We start from the raw sequence: 16640 nt of genomic DNA on the forward strand, positions 1-16640 counted from the left end.
GGGAAGAACGACATTCACGAAATGAAAAAGCCCACCTGATTCGCAGGTGGGCTTGAAACGCAATTGTCGGATCATCCGGAGGAAAGATGATCGTCCGTCATTTGTTTTTTACTCGTATGTTCTCGATGGAGCGGCAACTTTTCGGTAGCCGAGGTCGCGAATCACTTCGAGAACCTCACTCCAGGTTGGGAACTGACGATTGCTTCGACGTTTGTAGTCGTCCATAGCCTTCATGAATTCGATTTCGTCCGGCTTGTAGTCTCGCTCGCAGGTGGTGGGGTCGATCTGTCTGCGTCGCTCACCGTTTCGGCGATCCGCGGCACGTCGATCGTCACCATCGAAGTCGTCCTGAGTATTGCGTCGCTCAGCACTGACGCGTCGGTCTGCACGTCGTCGATCCACTTTGGCTTCTGCCAGTCCCATTAAGTCGTCCGTCATTCCAAAACTCCTAACGCATTGCCGCTTGAGGGGTTAGTACCGTCGGGAAGAAGGTGCCATCCAGATCATCCCAGAGACCGACAGTACGAAACACGAGAGACATTCCTTCATGTGAAAGATGCAGCATTAGGGAAATTAGGCAAATCGGGATCGGGCAAGTGATTGTAAAAACTGCAGAACGGATTCAGCTCGGAACGATTGTGCCGGATTTGATGGCAGAACGGGCGCAAAAACTTGAACGAATCTTCACAAGAGCAAATGTGATTGGGGAAGTTCGGGATTCAGAAATCCGAAAAACCGTCAAATTCGGAAATCTCCCACGTTTCGCTGACCCTGCGAATCATTCCAATCCGAACTATCCACTGTGGAAGAATCGCGATTGCGAAACGAGGCGAGCGCGGATGAATTTAGCTCAACATGACCAACGACAGCGAATCGAGATCGGAACAGTGCTCCGATTTGTCGAGCGTTTCAAGCATGCACTTTCGCATGGCTATCAGACACGTCTCAACATCACGCTGAATGCAGCTGCGGTCCTGAGGGAAATTGGAGACCGGCAGTCCTTGAACTGGACGCAGTCAGAACTCGCAGAAGACTTGTGCCTCTCTGAGTCGACGCTTTGCACACTGATTGAACGCTTGCGACGCGAAGGGCTGGTGAAGAGATCACGTCTTGAAATTGATCGTCGGAAAACACGGCTCAACCTGACGCCATCTGGAAGCGACCTCGTCCGTCAGATTCACGAAGTGGATGACGAGGTACTAGTCAGGTTGCAACAAGTTCTGTCTGACGACGAGCTCGCTCAACTGAATTCAACTTTCGCGCGGATCACCCAAACAATTCAGCACCAAGATCAGGCCGCTGACGCAGCCAGGAGGGCAGCGTAACTCATGTCTCATATGAAGCGTTGGAAGAACTGGTCTCGATACGTTCTCGGGACTGCATTGTTAGCGTCTTCAGTCGGATGTTCGAGGACATTCTGGCGTCAACAGGCCGACGTTGATTCCTACACAGCGATCACGGAGCACCTCACCAACGAACGTTGGGCGCTGCCTCGAATCGACATCGATCCCGATCCGCGAAGTCGATTCTATGATCCTTACGATCCGGACTGTGAGCCACTGCCTCCGGACGATCCCGCCGCGCATGTTTACATGCACTGGGTTGACGGTTGGGAAGGCTACAAGTGCTGGCATAAGTTCGGTGACTTGATGACTGTGGAGAATCCACAGTGGCTCGCACAGTTTGGCCAGACTGTGGAAATGATCGATCCGGAAACGGGGGAATACATCGCTCCCGTTCCAAAGATCGAGGACATGACTCTCACCCAGTCTGTGGAACTGGCTCAGATCCAAAACCGCGACTATCAGACTCAGCTGGAAAACCTCTTTCTAACTGCACTTACGGTAACGTTCGAGCGGTACCAACTGGGGATTCGATATCTCGAACCGAATGGTGTCATCACGCAATCTCTTGACAACGGAGGCGGATTCGGCCGATTCGGTGTCAACAGTATCGGAATCAGTCAATCACTTCCGTGGGGAACGCAACTCGCGACTGAGCTTGCAAATACGACGATCTGGTCATTCGGAAACGGAAGCCAGACTTCGTCGATTTCGACACTGTCGTTCTCGATTTTGCAGCCTCTGTTCAATGGGGCTGGTCGAAAGGTCAACCTCGAAGCTTTGACGCAATCTGAACGTGACCTGTTGTATCAAGCTCGTGATCTTGCCCGATTCCGCAAGATCCTGTTCTCAGACATCGTTAGCCAGTATCTCTCGCTTGCCCAATCGATTCAGTCGATTCGCAACGAACAGGGAAACATTGTTCGACTGACGAAACAGGTCGAAACCCTGCTGGCGACCAGCGATTCAAGCGACATCCAGATTCGTGTGGAAATTGGTGATCTTGGGCCGGAGAACGAGTTTGTCGTCCCGGATGAACTCAAAGGAAAGCTGACTTATCGCTTGGGAAGATTCTTCTGGCGTGGAACAATGTCTGCAGAAGAAGAGCAAATTCTGCGAAACCTTGTGCCGGGAGAGGGGTTTCAACTCAAAATCGACGACCTCGTGAATCGACTTCCCACTCCATCAAGCCCCCTCGATGTCTTGCAACTGCAGTTCGATCTGACGAATTCGATCAACAACTTGCGTTCTCTGGAGCGTTCTTACCAGGACGGTTTGGATTCGTTCAAGATCTTTCTGGGTTTGCCACCTGACATCGAAATCACACTCGATGAATCCCTATTGAGTCCATTCGAGGTGATCGACGATCGGCTGACCGATCAGGAAAACGCGGTCGAAGAGTTCGTCGACGTCCTCTTCGAGGAGTTGGAACTCAATACGGCTGAAGGACAGGCAATTCCTCTGGAAGACCTGAAGGAAGCGGCGACAGCCCTTTCGAACCTCATCGACGAGTCGATGCAAAACGTTCTGGAAACAGTTCGTCAGGATATGCAAACTCTTGATGAGCGAATTGATGATCGACTCGCAGCCGCTGAGACTCCTGAGCTTCGCAGCCGATTACAGTCCGATTACGCAAAATCAAAAGAAGATTTCCGAAATTCGGAGAGCAACTTCCAGGCAATTCGCCAGTTGATGGACAGGCTGCTCGCGACGTTGAATAGCAATCCGGCAGAAGATGTCCTCGTGACTGTGCCCGCCGAGTTGAATAAAATTCGGCAGGAACTTTTAACGGTGATTCAAGCTGCCGCTGTTCCGCAGGTGAGTGCACGAGTCGAGCTGATCAATGTGGCTCCGTTTGACTTGTCACTGCAGCAAGCGACTCAGTTAGCTGTGGAAAATCGCCTGGACCTCATGAATGCTCGTGCTGAAGTCATGGACGCACGGCGTCGTGTGGAAGTTGTGGCCAACGCACTCCGAGGAGTGCTGGACGTTGGAATTGATGGAAGTATCTCGACAGATCCAGGCGGAAAGGATCCGTTTGACTTCCGTGACGATACTGGAGTCCTGAGTGCTTCACTCGCCTTCGATACTCCACTCGATCAAATTGATGAACGAAATGCCTATCGACGTGTGCTCGTCGCCTACCAACGAGCCCGTCGGGACTATATGCTAGCTGAAGACCTTGTTAAGGAAGATGTGAGACGTGCCTGGCGACAGCTAAGAGTTCTTCGCCAGAACCTGGAAACGTCTCGAGTCGGTCTTCGAATTGCAGCCCTGCAATATGACAGTGCCATCGCGGAACTGAGCGAACCTCGTGACCCACGAGCGGCGGTAAACCGATCCAGCGGTTTGCAAGGACAAAACCTGACCCGTGCCTTGAACTCGATTCTGTCGGCTCAAAACCAGCTCATTCGAAACTGGGTGAATTACGAGCAGAATCGAATTAACATCTACCGAGATATGGGTATCATGGAGATCGGTCCCGATGGGATCTGGAACGACGAAGTCTATCGAAACATCGACAACACCTTTCGTGAGAACCAAAATGGCTTCGAGAACCGGCAAAACAACGCCCTGGATACTACTTGGTCTGATCCTGGCGGGAGTGGGGGGCTTGGCTTTGGCGGCCAAAACCCTCAAACCGGAGTTGTTCAGCTTCCTCCCCTGGACGTCGTCGAGTAGCCGAATTCCGAGCAACCTGCTGACCACCAAAGCGGTCAGCGGGCCGTTCCTCGTCAGTCTGAGCGTGCAGGGAAACCTCGATAGTCGAAGCAACGTCACGCTCTCAAGTCAGGTTGAAGGTTCAACGACAATCATCAGCATTGTCCCGGAAGGAACACTGGCCGAAAAAGGCGACGTGCTTTGCGTGCTGGATTCTTCTGTTCTGCGTGAGAAGACGAAGCAGCAGGAGATCACCGTCACTCAAGCTAAAGCTTCCATGGAGCAGGCGCAGGAAGCACTGAAGATTCAGGAAAAACAAAACGAGAGCGATATTTCAGCTGCGGAACTGCAATGGGAACTGGCGAAGCTCGACCTCGAAAGCTACATCGAAGGCCAATATCCGAAAGAAGAAAAAGAACTCGCGGGTGCTGTTCTACTTGCTGAAGAAGAGCTGCTGAGAAACGAAGAGTCCTACGACTTCACGCTTGAGCAGGTCAAAAAGGGTTATCGCACACAAGACGACCTGGAAGCTGCCAAACTTGCCGTCAAACAAGCTGAACTCAAGCTTCAAGGTGCGGAAGAAGCTTACAAGGTTTTGACTGAGTACACCCGCAAACGAACCGTCGCTGAGCTTCAGGCGAACGCTAAAGAGTTCGAACGCGAACTGGAACGCGTCAAGCTGAAAGCCAAGTCGTCGTTGACTCAATATGAGACTGACGTCGAAGCGACCAAGCTGACGTATCAGGTTGAGAAGGAACAATTTGATCTTAATCTTGAACAGATCGAAGCTTGTACTCTGACAGCACCGCAAAACGGCGAAGTCGTTTACGCGAACATGTCATCCAGCCGCCGTTCCAGCGAGCCTGTGAACATCGAAGAAGGGGCAACCGTCCGTGAGCGCCAAGCGATCATCAACCTTCCCGACGTTTCTCAGATGCGTGTTGACTGCCGAATCCACGAGTCACTCATCGGAGCGATTCGCAAAGGGCTTCGCACTCGGATTCGAATCGATGCTTATCCTGATGAGTACTTCAACGGTGTCGTCGCGACCGTTTCATCTGTCCCAATGGCCGGACAATGGCCGAACACCGATCTTCGTGAGTACGCGACCGAAATTCACCTGACAGACGAGGTCGAGAAGATCATGAAACTTCGTCCGGGTCTGACAGCGCAGGTCGAAATCCTGGTCGACAATCGGGCGAAAGTCCTTCAGGTTCCAGTTCAGAGCATCTTGTCAGTGGCTAGCCAGCAATTTGCCTACATCGTGAAACCGAATGGATCAGTCGAACGACGATCAGTCAAAATTGGTCTCTCGAATCAGTCCCATGTGGAAGTCATCGACGGTGTTGAAGAAGGTGAGAATGTTGTCATGAATCCTCGCAGCCAGTTCGCTGACGAGATCGGAGAATTGGAAGCAGAACTCTCCAAGAAGAAAGATGACGACGCAGCCACCGAAGACTCACCAGCTGGCAACAGCGAAGATAAGGCTGGTCCGCCGAATCGTGGCCCTCAAGGTGGCGAAAACCGTCCGGGGAACGGTGCCGGTGGTGGTGGTCCTCAAGGAAATGGACCTCCGGGAGGCGGCGACCCATCCGCCATCATCCAGCGTCTCGATAAAGACGGAGACGGGCAAATCAGCGAGGATGAAGCTCCTGACCGCATGAAATCGAACTTCTCAACGTTAGATAAAAACGGAGACGGCAAGATTTCGAAAGAAGAGTTTTCAGCAGGCCGCCCCGGTTAATAGCGGTCGCTTCTGAATAAGGATTGACAGGCTCGCAGTATCCGACAAGCGAGTGTCCTCTCTGCGAGTCCTGCCGAATCCAAATCCTGCCTTCATCCAGCGGCAACCAAGTCGCGATTTGCCATCAATCCAGAAGTCGCCCACAGACTTCCCCGAGAGATACCAATCCACGATGGAATTGACAGCCAAACTCGTCGATTTGCATAAACACTACGACCTCGGTTCTGTGGTCGTGAAAGCGCTCAACGGTGTTTCACTGGACATCCCCAAAGGGGATTTCCTCGCCATCATGGGTTCTTCCGGAAGTGGAAAGAGCACCATGCTCAACCTCCTCGGGGGACTCGATCGCCCTACAAAAGGCGAGTATTTCCTGCGTGGGAAGAACGTCGCGACACTTTCTGACGATGAGCTGTCCGCGATCCGAAACAGCTTGATTGGCTTCATTTTTCAGTCATTCAATCTGATCGCTCAGTACACGGTTCTCGAGAATATCGGAGTACCGCTTCTCTATCGTCCGGGTTACCCGGCGATCACGTCGGAAGATCAGGATCGCTGTAACGAACTCGCCAAAATGGTGGGTCTCGGCGAGCGAACCGACCACCGCCCCTATCAGCTCTCTGGGGGACAACAGCAGCGTGTCGCCATCGCTCGATCGCTGATCAATGACCCAGCCATCATCATGGCAGACGAACCGACTGGTAACCTCGACTCCAAAACAGGCGAGGAGATTCTGGAAATGCTCAAAATGCTGAATGCTGAAGGGCGAACCATTATCATGGTGACGCACGAAGACGACGTCGCCGAACAAGCTAAGAATCAGATTTTCATGAAAGACGGGCTCATTGCGGGTACCGGAATCTTCAAAGGATAAACTGCCACGATCTCCTCATTATGGGGGAGACACTTCCTGCCAACCCGACTTTCTCACCCTCAAAGCCTCATGCCAAATCTCCTTCGAACAATTAGTATGGCACTTAAGAGCCTGATGCTGCAAAAACTGCGGTCAGGTTTGACGATGCTGGGGATTGTGTTTGGGGTCTTCTCTGTGATTGCCATGTTGGCGATCGGTGAAGGGGCGAGTAAACAAGCTCAGGAACAAGTTCTGCAGCTCGGGGCGAGCAACATTATCGTCGTCAGTGTTGAGCCTCCAGAAGACAGCAGCAGCGGCAGCAGTTCCGGAAGCATCAAACGGTACGGGTTGAACCGCGATGACTTCCGCGTGCTGCAACGAACTGTCCCGCGTCTCGAAGGAATCGTTCCGGTTCGGGAAGTGACGTTGAATGTTCGAAATCGAGAATTCGAAATGAATCCTCGTGTCGTCGGCTGCACACCCGAATATCAGGATATGAACCACCTGGAAATCTCGATGGGGCGGTTTCTCTCCGACGAAGACATGCGAAAGCTGGCCAATGTCGTCGTGATTGCTTCCGACACTGCGACAAGACTTTTTCCACTCGAAAACCCGCTCGGAAAAACCGTCCAGATCTCCAACCGGGCGTATCGAGTGATTGGAGTAACCAAAGAGCGAACAGCATCGGCTGCCATCGGGGGAAGTCTGTCAGGGCAAGATTACAACAAAGACCTCTACATGCCGCTGGACACCTTCCAGTCTCGCATCAACAACAAAGACACCATTATCAAGCGAACATCGGGCAGCTTCAGCGCGGTGTCGCTCGTCTACAATCAGATTACGCTCAAGATCAACCACCCGAACATTGTTGACGAACCGGACGTCATCATCGCGACAGCTGAAATGGTTCGCGAAACCATGGACAAAAACCACGGGGACAAGGGCGATGTCGATGTCATCGTCCCGCTCGAATTGCTCAAACAGGCAGAGCAGTTGCGTAATATCTTTAACGTCGTTCTCGGATCGATTGCCGGGATCAGTCTGCTCGTCGGCGGTATCGGCATCATGAACATCATGCTCGCGACCGTGACGGAACGAACTCGCGAGATTGGAATTCGTCGAGCTCTTGGTGCGCGGCGAATCGACATCACCCAACAGTTCCTCGTCGAAACGATTGTGCTCTCCGGAACAGGCGGAATCATCGGAGTGGCTCTCGGCCTGGCAACTCCCATTGCGTTTCGCTTCATCAAGTTCATTGTCGAAAACTACATCATGGAGTCCTCAACCGCGCAGTCGGACATGAGTCAGATGTTCCTCAATATGACTCCGCAGATTGCCATCTGGTCGCTGCCGGTGGCGTTTGGATTCTCCGTGTTAACCGGGCTCGTCTTCGGAGTTTATCCAGCCCGCTCGGCTGCTCGTCTCGATCCGATTGAAGCACTCCGTCACGAGTGATTTCACCGCTCTCGTCGGCAAATACGTCACAACCGGACATTGAGTCCTCGCTCGCGTGTGTGCATTTCACGTTTCACATTCAGGTTGCGGAAACATCAGCTAGGTTTCCAACACTTGATGATCCATGAAATTGCGTCGCTGCCCAATGCCTCGGTTTGTCTGCATTCGCCTGAATGTACTTCATTCGATGAAGCCTCAATTCCTCGGTCGGAACGTTGAAGCCTCTAGAACAGACTGAAGCTGACGTTTCAAAATCGATCATCAGGGACTCCCCCACGTCGCCCCTCCCTTTCGAGACGTATTGTGATCGAGATACAAGATTTTCGAAAAGTCTACGATGGATTGCTCGCCGTTGACCAACTCAGCTTTTCCGTCAAACCGGGAGAAGTGCTGGGGCTGATCGGCCCCAACGGAGCTGGAAAGACCACGACCTTGAGATCGCTCTGTGGTCTGGTTGTCCCGACATCCGGACACCTCAGCGTCTGCGGATATGACATCGAACAAGCTCCGATCGAAGCGAAGAAACGCCTCTGCTACATTCCTGACGATCCGCCGTTGTTCTCTGACCTGACGGTTGAACAGCATCTCGCCTTCACTGCGAGCGTTTACAACGTCGAAAACGCCAGCGAGAAAGCTGCTCGACTCCTTGAGACATTCGAGCTCGCTTCGAAAAAGAGCACTCGTGCTTCAGACCTTTCACGCGGTATGCGGCAGAAGCTGGCCATCATCTGTGGCTATCTCCACGAACCGGAAGTGATCCTGCTGGATGAACCGATGACCGGTCTCGATCCACACGGAATTCGTAAGCTGAAAGAATCCATTCAGGTTCGAGCGGAACAAGGAGCGGCGATTGTGATCAGTTCGCACCTGCTCGCCATGGTCGAAGACTTCTGTACGCACGTGCTGATCCTCAAGAATGGACAGCAGCGATTTTGTGGAACACTGGACGAACTCAAACACTCCTTCGTCAGTCACCAAAACTCGATGACGCTGGAACAAATCTTCTTCCATGCGACGGATGCTGAAGCCCCCTCTCTCGTTCCATCATTGTCTGAATAGCGAATCGTCCACCCATGCAGCCTTTTCTCAATCCATCGCTTTGGGAGTTGGTTCAGTTTCGGACCACAGGACGAATTCGTTCGTTACTCTCATCGTTCACTCATCCACGGCGGCTGGTGATCTCGATTTTGGGGTCAGTCCTGGCCTTCGTCTGGCTGGGAAATGCCATCGCGAGCGTCCTGTTCCGTGAAAGCTACGATCCAAAGTCTTTTCAGATTTGGATGACGGCGATGCTGACGATCTACGCGGGTTGGCATCTGCTACGCGTCAGCTGGCAACGCCCGGAAGCAGCTATCGAATGGACTCCCGCCGAAAAAATGTGGCTCATGACCAGCCCGTTTCGACGCAGTGAGCTCCTGAAGTTTCGCCTGTTCACCGTGCTGAGTGCGACCACAATCAAAGCAGCGATTGGAGCTATCCTGCTATTGCCGGACTTGCCGATTCCGTGGCTCGGATTTCTCGGGCTGTGGACCGGTCTCGCAATGATCGAACTGTTCCGCATTGTTTGTGATCTGGTAGCGACCGGTCTTAATCCCGACGCTTACCGATCGATGCGCGCGTTCATCACTGTCGGCGGAGCAGCATTACTTTCAGTCTTGACGATCAACGCGTTGGAATTGACTCGCATTACTCAGAGCACTTCCGAGCTTCCCACATTCATCATTCTGATGAAGAGCGGAATGCACGTTGTGAAGGACTGGTTCACGACAACGCCCGGCCTGATTGCTTCAGCTCCGATGCTGGTCTTCGTCCAGTTGATTCTGACACCAACCCTCACCGCAGCCACCGCCATTGAAGTCGTCACCGTCCTTTTAATGGTTACAGCGATGGCCGGACTCGTGATCCGGCTCGACAAGTGGAACGTACAGCAGCACGTTCGACGGGAGAAGGACCTTCGCAACTTCGATGAATTGCAAAGAGCCGAATCGCAAAGTGATGACCTCAACGACTGGAAGCTGCCCGCGACGGTCTTTCAGCAACTCGGCGGTGCGGTCACCTGGCGGCAATTTGTTGGATTACAGCGGCACTCGACCGGAATCCTGCTCGCACTTATTCCGCCAGCGATTCTCTCATCGATTCCGTTGTTCATGCCGCAGATCAACGACCAGATCGCGATCGTCAACTTCCTGGGAGGACTGACGTTCTACACGTTCCTGCTGCTTCCATCCGCGATGAAGTTCGACTTCCGAAGAGACTATGACTATCTCTTGCTTTTGAAGATGCTCCCGCAGCCCGCCTGGAAGGTCGTGCTCAGTCAAATTGCCACGCCAGTCCTCGTCACGACCGGCTTTCAACTGGCGATGATTGCCATCGCAGCCCTCGTTCGAGGAATGTCGCCGGGATTGATTCTCGCTTCGGTCCTGTCATTTCCGGTAATGAACCTGGCCATCTACAGCTGGGAGAACCTCATCTTTCTCATCTTCCCTCAGCGACTGAAGCAAGAGGGAATCGAAGTCTTCCTGCGGACGACTGTGATCTTCACTGCGAAGGGTTTGGCGTTCGCCTGTGTCTTCGCTCTGATGTTCGGGTGGGCCATGCTCTCCGGCAGAATAGCCTCGCAGCTTGCCGATGTTCATAGCACTCTCGGAAATCAACGCATCATCTTCGGCGTTGGTGTCTGGATTTCCATCGCCCTCTGCGGATTCATCCTGACCAAGTTGGCAGCGCGCCAGTTCGAGAAGCTGGACGCATCACTCGGTTAACCGATCCCGACTCTTCAGTTCAACAGACGAATCGAACTCGGATGGATTCGATTCGTCTCAGATGGATGCCTCATCAGCTGAGACTTCGACAGTCTCAGGCGATTCAACTTCTTCCGGACGAACCGTCCCTGAAGCTTCTGCCGAGTCACTCGCTTCCGGTGCACTCAAGTTCCTGCGAACGAAGCCGTCGAGCTCTTTCGCTGAAACCAACCCGCGAAATCCATCGACCGGTTTCCCGTCGCGAAACATCAGCACCATCGGGATGGCATCCGCGTGATAAAAGTAGGCCAGGTCGTTGTGCTCATCGACGTCCACCTGAACGATGCGAATTTCACCAGCATAAGTCTTCGAAACTTCATCGATCACTTTGTGCAGTGCTCGGCATGGACCGCACCAGTCCGCCTTGAAGTCGACGAGAACTGGTATCGAACTCGACAGGACAGTCTCCTTGAACCACTCGTTGTCTGGTTCCGACTTGGGGAGCCGCTGCATGAGTTCCACATCGGGTTGCAGCTGACCAGCTTCGGGAGAGATAAAAACCCCGTACACCAGAAAACTGACCACGAACAATGTCGCCAGAAAAAGGAAAAAACGTTCCATGAAAACTCGTCTCGTTGAGATGATGACTCGAGCGATGTCCAACTTACTGATGACAAAGCCGGACCAGTTCTGAATTGTACCCGTCAGAGCAGACAGGCAACATTGCAGGTTTGAGAAATTGCCGTTTCGGTAGCATGGTTGAGCTGTGAGTCATATAAACAGATTCTGAAAAGTTCAGCCCCACCAGGATCAGACATGACTTGTGTTTCACCCCGCCACACTCCTTCCGTTTCCTCCTCTCTAAAACGTTCGTTCTGTGCTTTCCTCGCTCTGGCATGGATTGGACTGCAATCGTGCACCGCCAACCCGCCTGAGGTGAAGAATACTCAGGAGGAAACCATTCCACTGCTATCTCCGCAACAAGCACTCGAAGCCTGGAATTGGCCCGAAGGTTTCCACGTTTCACTCTTCGCTTCCGAACCTCAAATTCGACAACCAATTTCGATGACGTTTGATTCCCGAGGACGGCTGTGGCTCGCGGAAAACGACACCTATTCCGACCAGTCTGTCGGATATGACCTACAACAGCACGACCGAGTCATCATCCTGGAAGACACGAACCATGATGGTACTGCCGACGAGAAGCATGTCTTCTGGGACAAAGGCCAGCATTTGACTAGCGTCGAACTAGGGTTCGGCGGTGTGTGGGTGCTCTGTGCTCCTGACCTTCTGTTCATTCCTGATCGTGATCAGAACGACATCCCCGACGGTGAGCCGGAAGTCATGCTGACGGGGTTCGATAACGCATCGATCCGTCACAACATCGCCAACGGCCTTCACTGGGGTCCAGACGGTTGGCTCTACGGACGGCACGGAATCACGACCACTTCATTTGTAGGAACGCCAGAGACACCGGAAGAACTTCGACAGCCACTGAACTGTTCGATCTGGCGATTCCATCCAATCACGCGACAGTTCGAAGTCGTTTGCCATGGGACAACAAACTCGTGGGGGCACGATTGGGATGAACACGGCGAACTCTTTTTCATCAACACCGTCATCGGACACCTGTGGCACGGGGTTCCCGGAGCACACTTCGAACGAATGTTCGGTCAGGATTTCAATCCGCATCTCTACCGACTGATGCCACAAACAGCGGATCACTTTCACTGGGACACTTCCGAAGCATGGTCCGATATCCGAAAAACTGGCGTCACCAACACAACCGACGCAGCGGGAGGCGGACACGCACACTGCGGCATGATGATTTATCAAGGCACGAACTGGCCTGAAGAGTATCGCGGAGACTTGTTCACATTGAATCTGCACGGGCTGCGAATTAATCGCGACCTTCTCGAACGTGAGGGAGCAGGATTTGTCGGCCGCCACGCACCCGATCTGGCGAAGACCAAGGACCAGTGGTATCGCGGTGTCGAATTGGGGCAAGGTCCCGATGGAGCCGTTTACATTCTCGACTGGTCAGACATCGGTGAGTGTCACGACAACGATGGCATTCACCGGACGTCCGGGCGAATCTACAAAGTCTCTTACGGAAGCCCGGACTCTTCGAAGACGTTGAAACTGAACTTCGACGATCAGGATCAAATTCAAACTGCCCTGCTCTCCGATGACAGCTGGCATCATCGCATGGCTCGTCGGCGACTTCAGGAAAGCTCTCGCACGAATCCCCCAAGTGGTGAATTCGTGAGCGAACTGAAACAGGTACTTCGCAGCAACGAAGAAGCATCGACTCGCTTGAAAGCACTCTGGGGTTTGCTCGCGATCGACGCTGTCGATTCTGACTTGATCTTGTCACTAATGAACGACCAGCAAGAGAACGTTCGGTGCTGGGGGCTTCGACTGTTGCGTGATCAGCTGATGATCGACCCATCCCACTGGACCGAACAGACGCAAGATACGGTCCTGCAAATGGCACAAGAAGACTCATCCGGTCTGGTGTTAACGTACATTGCCTCACTGTTGCAAGAAGTCCCTGACCAGAAACGACTCGCAATCGGGGCGGAACTTGTGCAGAGACAAGAATTTCGCGACGACCTGCGACTCCCTTTGATGATCTGGTACGGCATCGAACCCGCAGTGGCAGCTTACCCGGAAGATTCACTTGCGCTGATTTCTGTTTCCGAGTATCCAGAACTGAATGCATTCATCGCACGTCGAATTACCAACGAATCAAGACAGCACCCGGCAGCGATGAAAGAGTTAATCGCGCTCGCTGGCCAAGCAGACGATGCGATTACGGAACAGATTCTGATCGGAGTTCAAGCTGCGCTAGAAGGTCGACGCCGTATGGAGCCGCCTTCGAACTGGGCACAGGTTGCCGAGAATCTTGCGAATCGTCAGTCCGCATCAATCACCGAAACGACGCGACAGCTGTCGGTGATTTTCGGAGACGGTCAAGCACTTGATGACGTCAGAAAAATCGCGGGTGATTCTCGGTCGGATGTTTCGATTCGAAGAAATGCGATTCAATCTCTCGTCGCCGCAAGAGATCAGGAATCGGTCCCGCTACTCAAGCAACTTGTCACAGATCGAGACCTGGGAGTGGACGCGATCCGCGGGCTGGCCGTTATTGGTGACGAGGAAACTTCCCATCTCATCATCAGTCGTTTCCGTTCGCTGCGAGGACACGTTCAACCTGTCGCCATCGAAACTCTTTCGTCGCGGGCAGATTTCGCCATCGCCATGCTCAATGCAGTCAACGAGGGGACAATCCAACCGACAGCTGTGACTCCGTTTTACCTGCGTCAGCTACGCGCCTTCGAAGATGAGCAAATTCAGTCGCTGCTTCAAAAACTGTATCCGGAATGGAGACACACTTCGCAGGAGAAAGAAGAGAGAGCCAATCAGCTTCGATCGCTGCTGACTTCTGATCGCCTGAAAACTGCGGACCTGCAAGCTGGCCGTGCGATCTTTGCAAAGACCTGTTCAAGTTGTCACAAGCTTTATGGAGACGGCGGAACGCTGGGGCCCGAGCTGACTGGATCACAGCGATCCAACCTCAACTACCTGATCGGAAACATTGTCGACCCGAGTGCAGAGGTGGCTGAAAAGTTTCGAATGTCGATCATCGCTTTGGCCGATGGACGCGTTGTCAGTGGAGTCGTCATCGAAGAGTCAGGGGAAACGATCAAAGTTCAAACTCCGAACGAACTAATGACACTCCTCACAGAAGACATCGACGCACGTCGAAACTCTTCACTTTCGATGATGCCCGAACGACAACTCGACAAGATGACCGAAGAGGAAATCATCAATCTTTTCGGCTACCTGATGTCCACCAGCCAGGTCGCTCTTCCATAACGAGTATTCATGCGACTGCCATCGTCTCGGACTTTCACTTTCCGCATGCTTGGACCAAGCACATCAACTCAGTCAGCAGCGGAGTCGTCACTGAGTTTCGTCCAGCGGAGAAAATCGATCCCGACGTAGTAAGCAGGTTTGGCGCGGGGATTGGTTCCAACGACGCGGATTGAGAGTTGATCGTCACCGGTCACTTCGCACTCAAAGACTTCCAGAACGCCGGACGTTTTCACTGTCTTCTCGTAAAGGTCAACGGGATGCCCAAGCGATTCCCCGTTGAATAGAACATCGACCACGCCGTAATCGGGAGCGCACGTAAAGACAACCTCCAAACGATAACGTCCCGGTGGTTGATCAACCGGAATCGTGAGCGTGTCTCCAGGTCCGCCACCGGTCCAGAATGCTTGAACACCTCCACTCCAATGGTCTTGCTGAAAGTTTTCCATTGGCTGAGTTCGAACGCCTCCGCGCGATGCGGTCCAGGCCAATGCTTCGGCCTCAAGGCTCAACTCTGCTCGCTTCTCGGCTCCAGACAACTTGGCCTTCGGTCCACGTTTGGAAATAACGTCGAAGTCGAGTTCTGGGAGTCTCGGGCCGGCGTAGCGCTCAGGTTGCGACTCTTTCCAGACGCTTTCAGAGACTGGTTGAACATCATGCAGGAGCACATGAGCCCCCTTCATTCCCCCGACGATGATGTCTGGGGAACCATCATTGTTCACATCTCGCACAACCACCTGACGACCGATTCCGGTCTCTTGGGCTGCCAGGTGTGGAATCCACTCCACGCCATGATCGGTTCTCGCACATTCAAACCAGTAGACAACAGCTCCGGCATCCCACATCGGACTTTGTTCATGATGAGAGTAGAACGTTTTTCCGGTGATGATGTCTTCAAGCCCGTCTCCGTTAATGTCTCGCATCGCGACCGAATGCGGCTCGCTGAAGACGAGTCCAAACGTATTCTCAGCGGGATGTGCTCCCATAATCAGATGGTGCTTGAAACGAGTTTCTCCGTTTTCAGAGATCTGTTCATACCATCCCAGCCCGAAGTCGTGAGCAGCATGGCTGGTGACGATATCGTTGTCTCCGTCGCCATCGACATCGACAGCGTACATCTCAGCCCCTCCATAAGCATTGCTGAAGGAGACGCTGTGCGGTTGCCAGCGTGAGCGAGTCGCTTCGGTCGCTGGCTGCTCAAGCCATCCTGAAGCGTGAAGAATGTCTTTAAGTCCATCCCCGTTGACATCTCCAATTCCAAGTCCGTGCCCGAATCTCTCGGCCGCCACTTTTTCGGAAACGGAATGAAACGTCCACGAGCCAAATGGTTCTTCCCAGTTCACGGAAACAAAACCAAAGTGCCCGGCTCGCGTGCAGACTAACTCTGGTCGGGAATCTCCAACGATATCTACGAACTGTGGAGACTCGTTCGAAACCCAGTCAAAGACTTCATGCCGTTTCCAGTGCTCGTCCAACCCGGAAGCTCCGGGATTCTGATAGACGTAAGCAGGCGTTCCTGGAAACCCTACAGTTAAAACATCGTTCCAGCCGTCACTGTCGAAGTCGTAGACCCAGCTAAAGAAACGATCGGCGTAGCGTTTACGGTCTTGTGGAACAGGTTGGGCAAGTTCATTCGAAACCTGAAAGTCGGGACCGGCGAACCAGAGTGGACCGTACACGACATCGTCAATGTCGTCACCGTTGATGTCGCCGACGCCAACTCCTTCGGAGAAGTATTCCGAAGTCAGAGGAATCTCTTCAAAGCGATGAAGCACATAGTCCTTAGATTGCTGCTCTTGGCCCGAACATTGACCGACCAACACAATCACTGCTGACAGAATCGAAGCCCCCGCTGCCCAGTTCTGCATTCTCGTCTCCCCGTACAAGGTGAGTGATTCGCGACCACCTTTTGATGGAGACGAACTTGAATTTGTCATCAACGAGCCGCAGAGGACAATAACCGCGTG

11 protein-coding genes are annotated in these 16640 nt (G+C 53.0%); 8 read left to right on the forward strand and 3 right to left on the reverse strand.

Going from position 1 to position 16640, the window contains the following annotated elements; all coding sequences use genetic code 11:
- Positions 1 to 108: 108 nt before the first annotated feature.
- Positions 109 to 438 (reverse strand): hypothetical protein, encoded by a 330-nt coding sequence (locus tag AB1L42_RS12360; protein WP_367055567.1) that lies wholly within the window; start codon positions 436 to 438, stop codon positions 109 to 111.
- 401 nt (positions 439 to 839) lie between these two features.
- On the opposite strand from AB1L42_RS12360, the gene AB1L42_RS12365 reads away from it, so the two are divergent.
- The 7 genes from AB1L42_RS12365 (at position 840) to AB1L42_RS12395 (ending at position 10815) form a co-directional block, all read left to right on the forward strand.
- A complete protein-coding gene (locus AB1L42_RS12365; protein WP_367055570.1) occupies positions 840 to 1325 on the forward strand; it encodes a MarR family transcriptional regulator in 486 nt (161 codons plus the stop codon).
- Positions 1326 to 1328: 3 nt separating this feature from the next.
- On the forward strand, positions 1329 to 4025 hold the full coding sequence (locus AB1L42_RS12370; protein ID WP_367055573.1) for a TolC family protein: 2697 nt from the start codon (positions 1329 to 1331) through the stop codon (positions 4023 to 4025).
- On the forward strand, positions 3958 to 5748 hold the full coding sequence (locus AB1L42_RS12375) for a hypothetical protein (protein WP_367055576.1): 1791 nt from the start codon (positions 3958 to 3960) through the stop codon (positions 5746 to 5748). The genes AB1L42_RS12370 and AB1L42_RS12375 overlap by 68 nt, the downstream gene beginning before the upstream one ends.
- Positions 5749 to 5920: 172 nt before the next feature.
- Complete coding sequence (locus AB1L42_RS12380) at positions 5921 to 6619, forward strand: ABC transporter ATP-binding protein (protein WP_367056647.1); 699 nt, start codon at positions 5921 to 5923, stop codon at positions 6617 to 6619.
- A gap of 69 nt (positions 6620 to 6688) precedes the next feature.
- Positions 6689 to 8053: an ABC transporter permease gene (locus tag AB1L42_RS12385; protein ID WP_367055579.1), complete on the forward strand. Its 1365-nt coding sequence runs from the start codon at positions 6689 to 6691 to the stop codon at positions 8051 to 8053.
- 303 nt (positions 8054 to 8356) lie between these two features.
- Positions 8357 to 9112, forward strand: coding sequence for an ABC transporter ATP-binding protein (locus AB1L42_RS12390; RefSeq protein ID WP_367055583.1), 756 nt, complete (start codon positions 8357 to 8359; stop codon positions 9110 to 9112).
- Positions 9113 to 9126: 14 nt separating this feature from the next.
- Positions 9127 to 10815 (forward strand): hypothetical protein, encoded by a 1689-nt coding sequence (locus tag AB1L42_RS12395; RefSeq protein WP_367055586.1) that lies wholly within the window; start codon positions 9127 to 9129, stop codon positions 10813 to 10815.
- Positions 10816 to 10872: 57 nt separating this feature from the next.
- Here AB1L42_RS12395 and AB1L42_RS12400 read toward each other — a convergent pair whose 3' ends face one another.
- A complete protein-coding gene (locus AB1L42_RS12400; protein ID WP_367055589.1) occupies positions 10873 to 11415 on the reverse strand; it encodes a thioredoxin domain-containing protein in 543 nt (180 codons plus the stop codon).
- A 195-nt stretch (positions 11416 to 11610) separates the two neighbouring features.
- Here AB1L42_RS12400 and AB1L42_RS12405 point away from each other — a divergent pair, with 195 nt between their 5' ends.
- The gene (locus AB1L42_RS12405; protein WP_367055592.1) at positions 11611 to 14676 is read left to right on the forward strand and encodes a PVC-type heme-binding CxxCH protein; all 3066 of its coding nucleotides are present in this window, start codon (positions 11611 to 11613) and stop codon (positions 14674 to 14676) included.
- 68 nt (positions 14677 to 14744) lie between these two features.
- Here AB1L42_RS12405 and AB1L42_RS12410 read toward each other — a convergent pair whose 3' ends face one another.
- Entirely contained in the window at positions 14745 to 16541 is a 1797-nt protein-coding gene (locus tag AB1L42_RS12410; protein ID WP_367055596.1) for a VCBS repeat-containing protein, read from the reverse strand.
- Positions 16542 to 16640: the final 99 nt, after the last annotated feature.

Origin of the sequence: Thalassoglobus sp. JC818, from assembly GCF_040717535.1 — a bacterium.
In the GTDB taxonomy this organism is placed as follows: domain Bacteria; phylum Planctomycetota; class Planctomycetia; order Planctomycetales; family Planctomycetaceae; genus Thalassoglobus.

Coding starts and splice junctions, on each gene's coding strand:
- AB1L42_RS12370 (WP_367055573.1), top strand. CDS start 1,329: ATGTCTCATATGAAGCGTTGGAAGAACTGGTCTCGATACGTTCTCGGG.
- AB1L42_RS12395 (WP_367055586.1), top strand. CDS start 9,127: ATGCAGCCTTTTCTCAATCCATCGCTTTGGGAGTTGGTTCAGTTTCGG.
- AB1L42_RS12360 (WP_367055567.1), bottom strand. CDS start 438: ATGACGGACGACTTAATGGGACTGGCAGAAGCCAAAGTGGATCGACGA.
- AB1L42_RS12380 (WP_367056647.1), top strand. CDS start 5,921: ATGGAATTGACAGCCAAACTCGTCGATTTGCATAAACACTACGACCTC.
- AB1L42_RS12400 (WP_367055589.1), bottom strand. CDS start 11,415: ATGGAACGTTTTTTCCTTTTTCTGGCGACATTGTTCGTGGTCAGTTTT.
- AB1L42_RS12405 (WP_367055592.1), top strand. CDS start 11,611: ATGACTTGTGTTTCACCCCGCCACACTCCTTCCGTTTCCTCCTCTCTA.
- AB1L42_RS12365 (WP_367055570.1), top strand. CDS start 840: ATGAATTTAGCTCAACATGACCAACGACAGCGAATCGAGATCGGAACA.
- AB1L42_RS12385 (WP_367055579.1), top strand. CDS start 6,689: ATGCCAAATCTCCTTCGAACAATTAGTATGGCACTTAAGAGCCTGATG.
- AB1L42_RS12410 (WP_367055596.1), bottom strand. CDS start 16,541: ATGCAGAACTGGGCAGCGGGGGCTTCGATTCTGTCAGCAGTGATTGTG.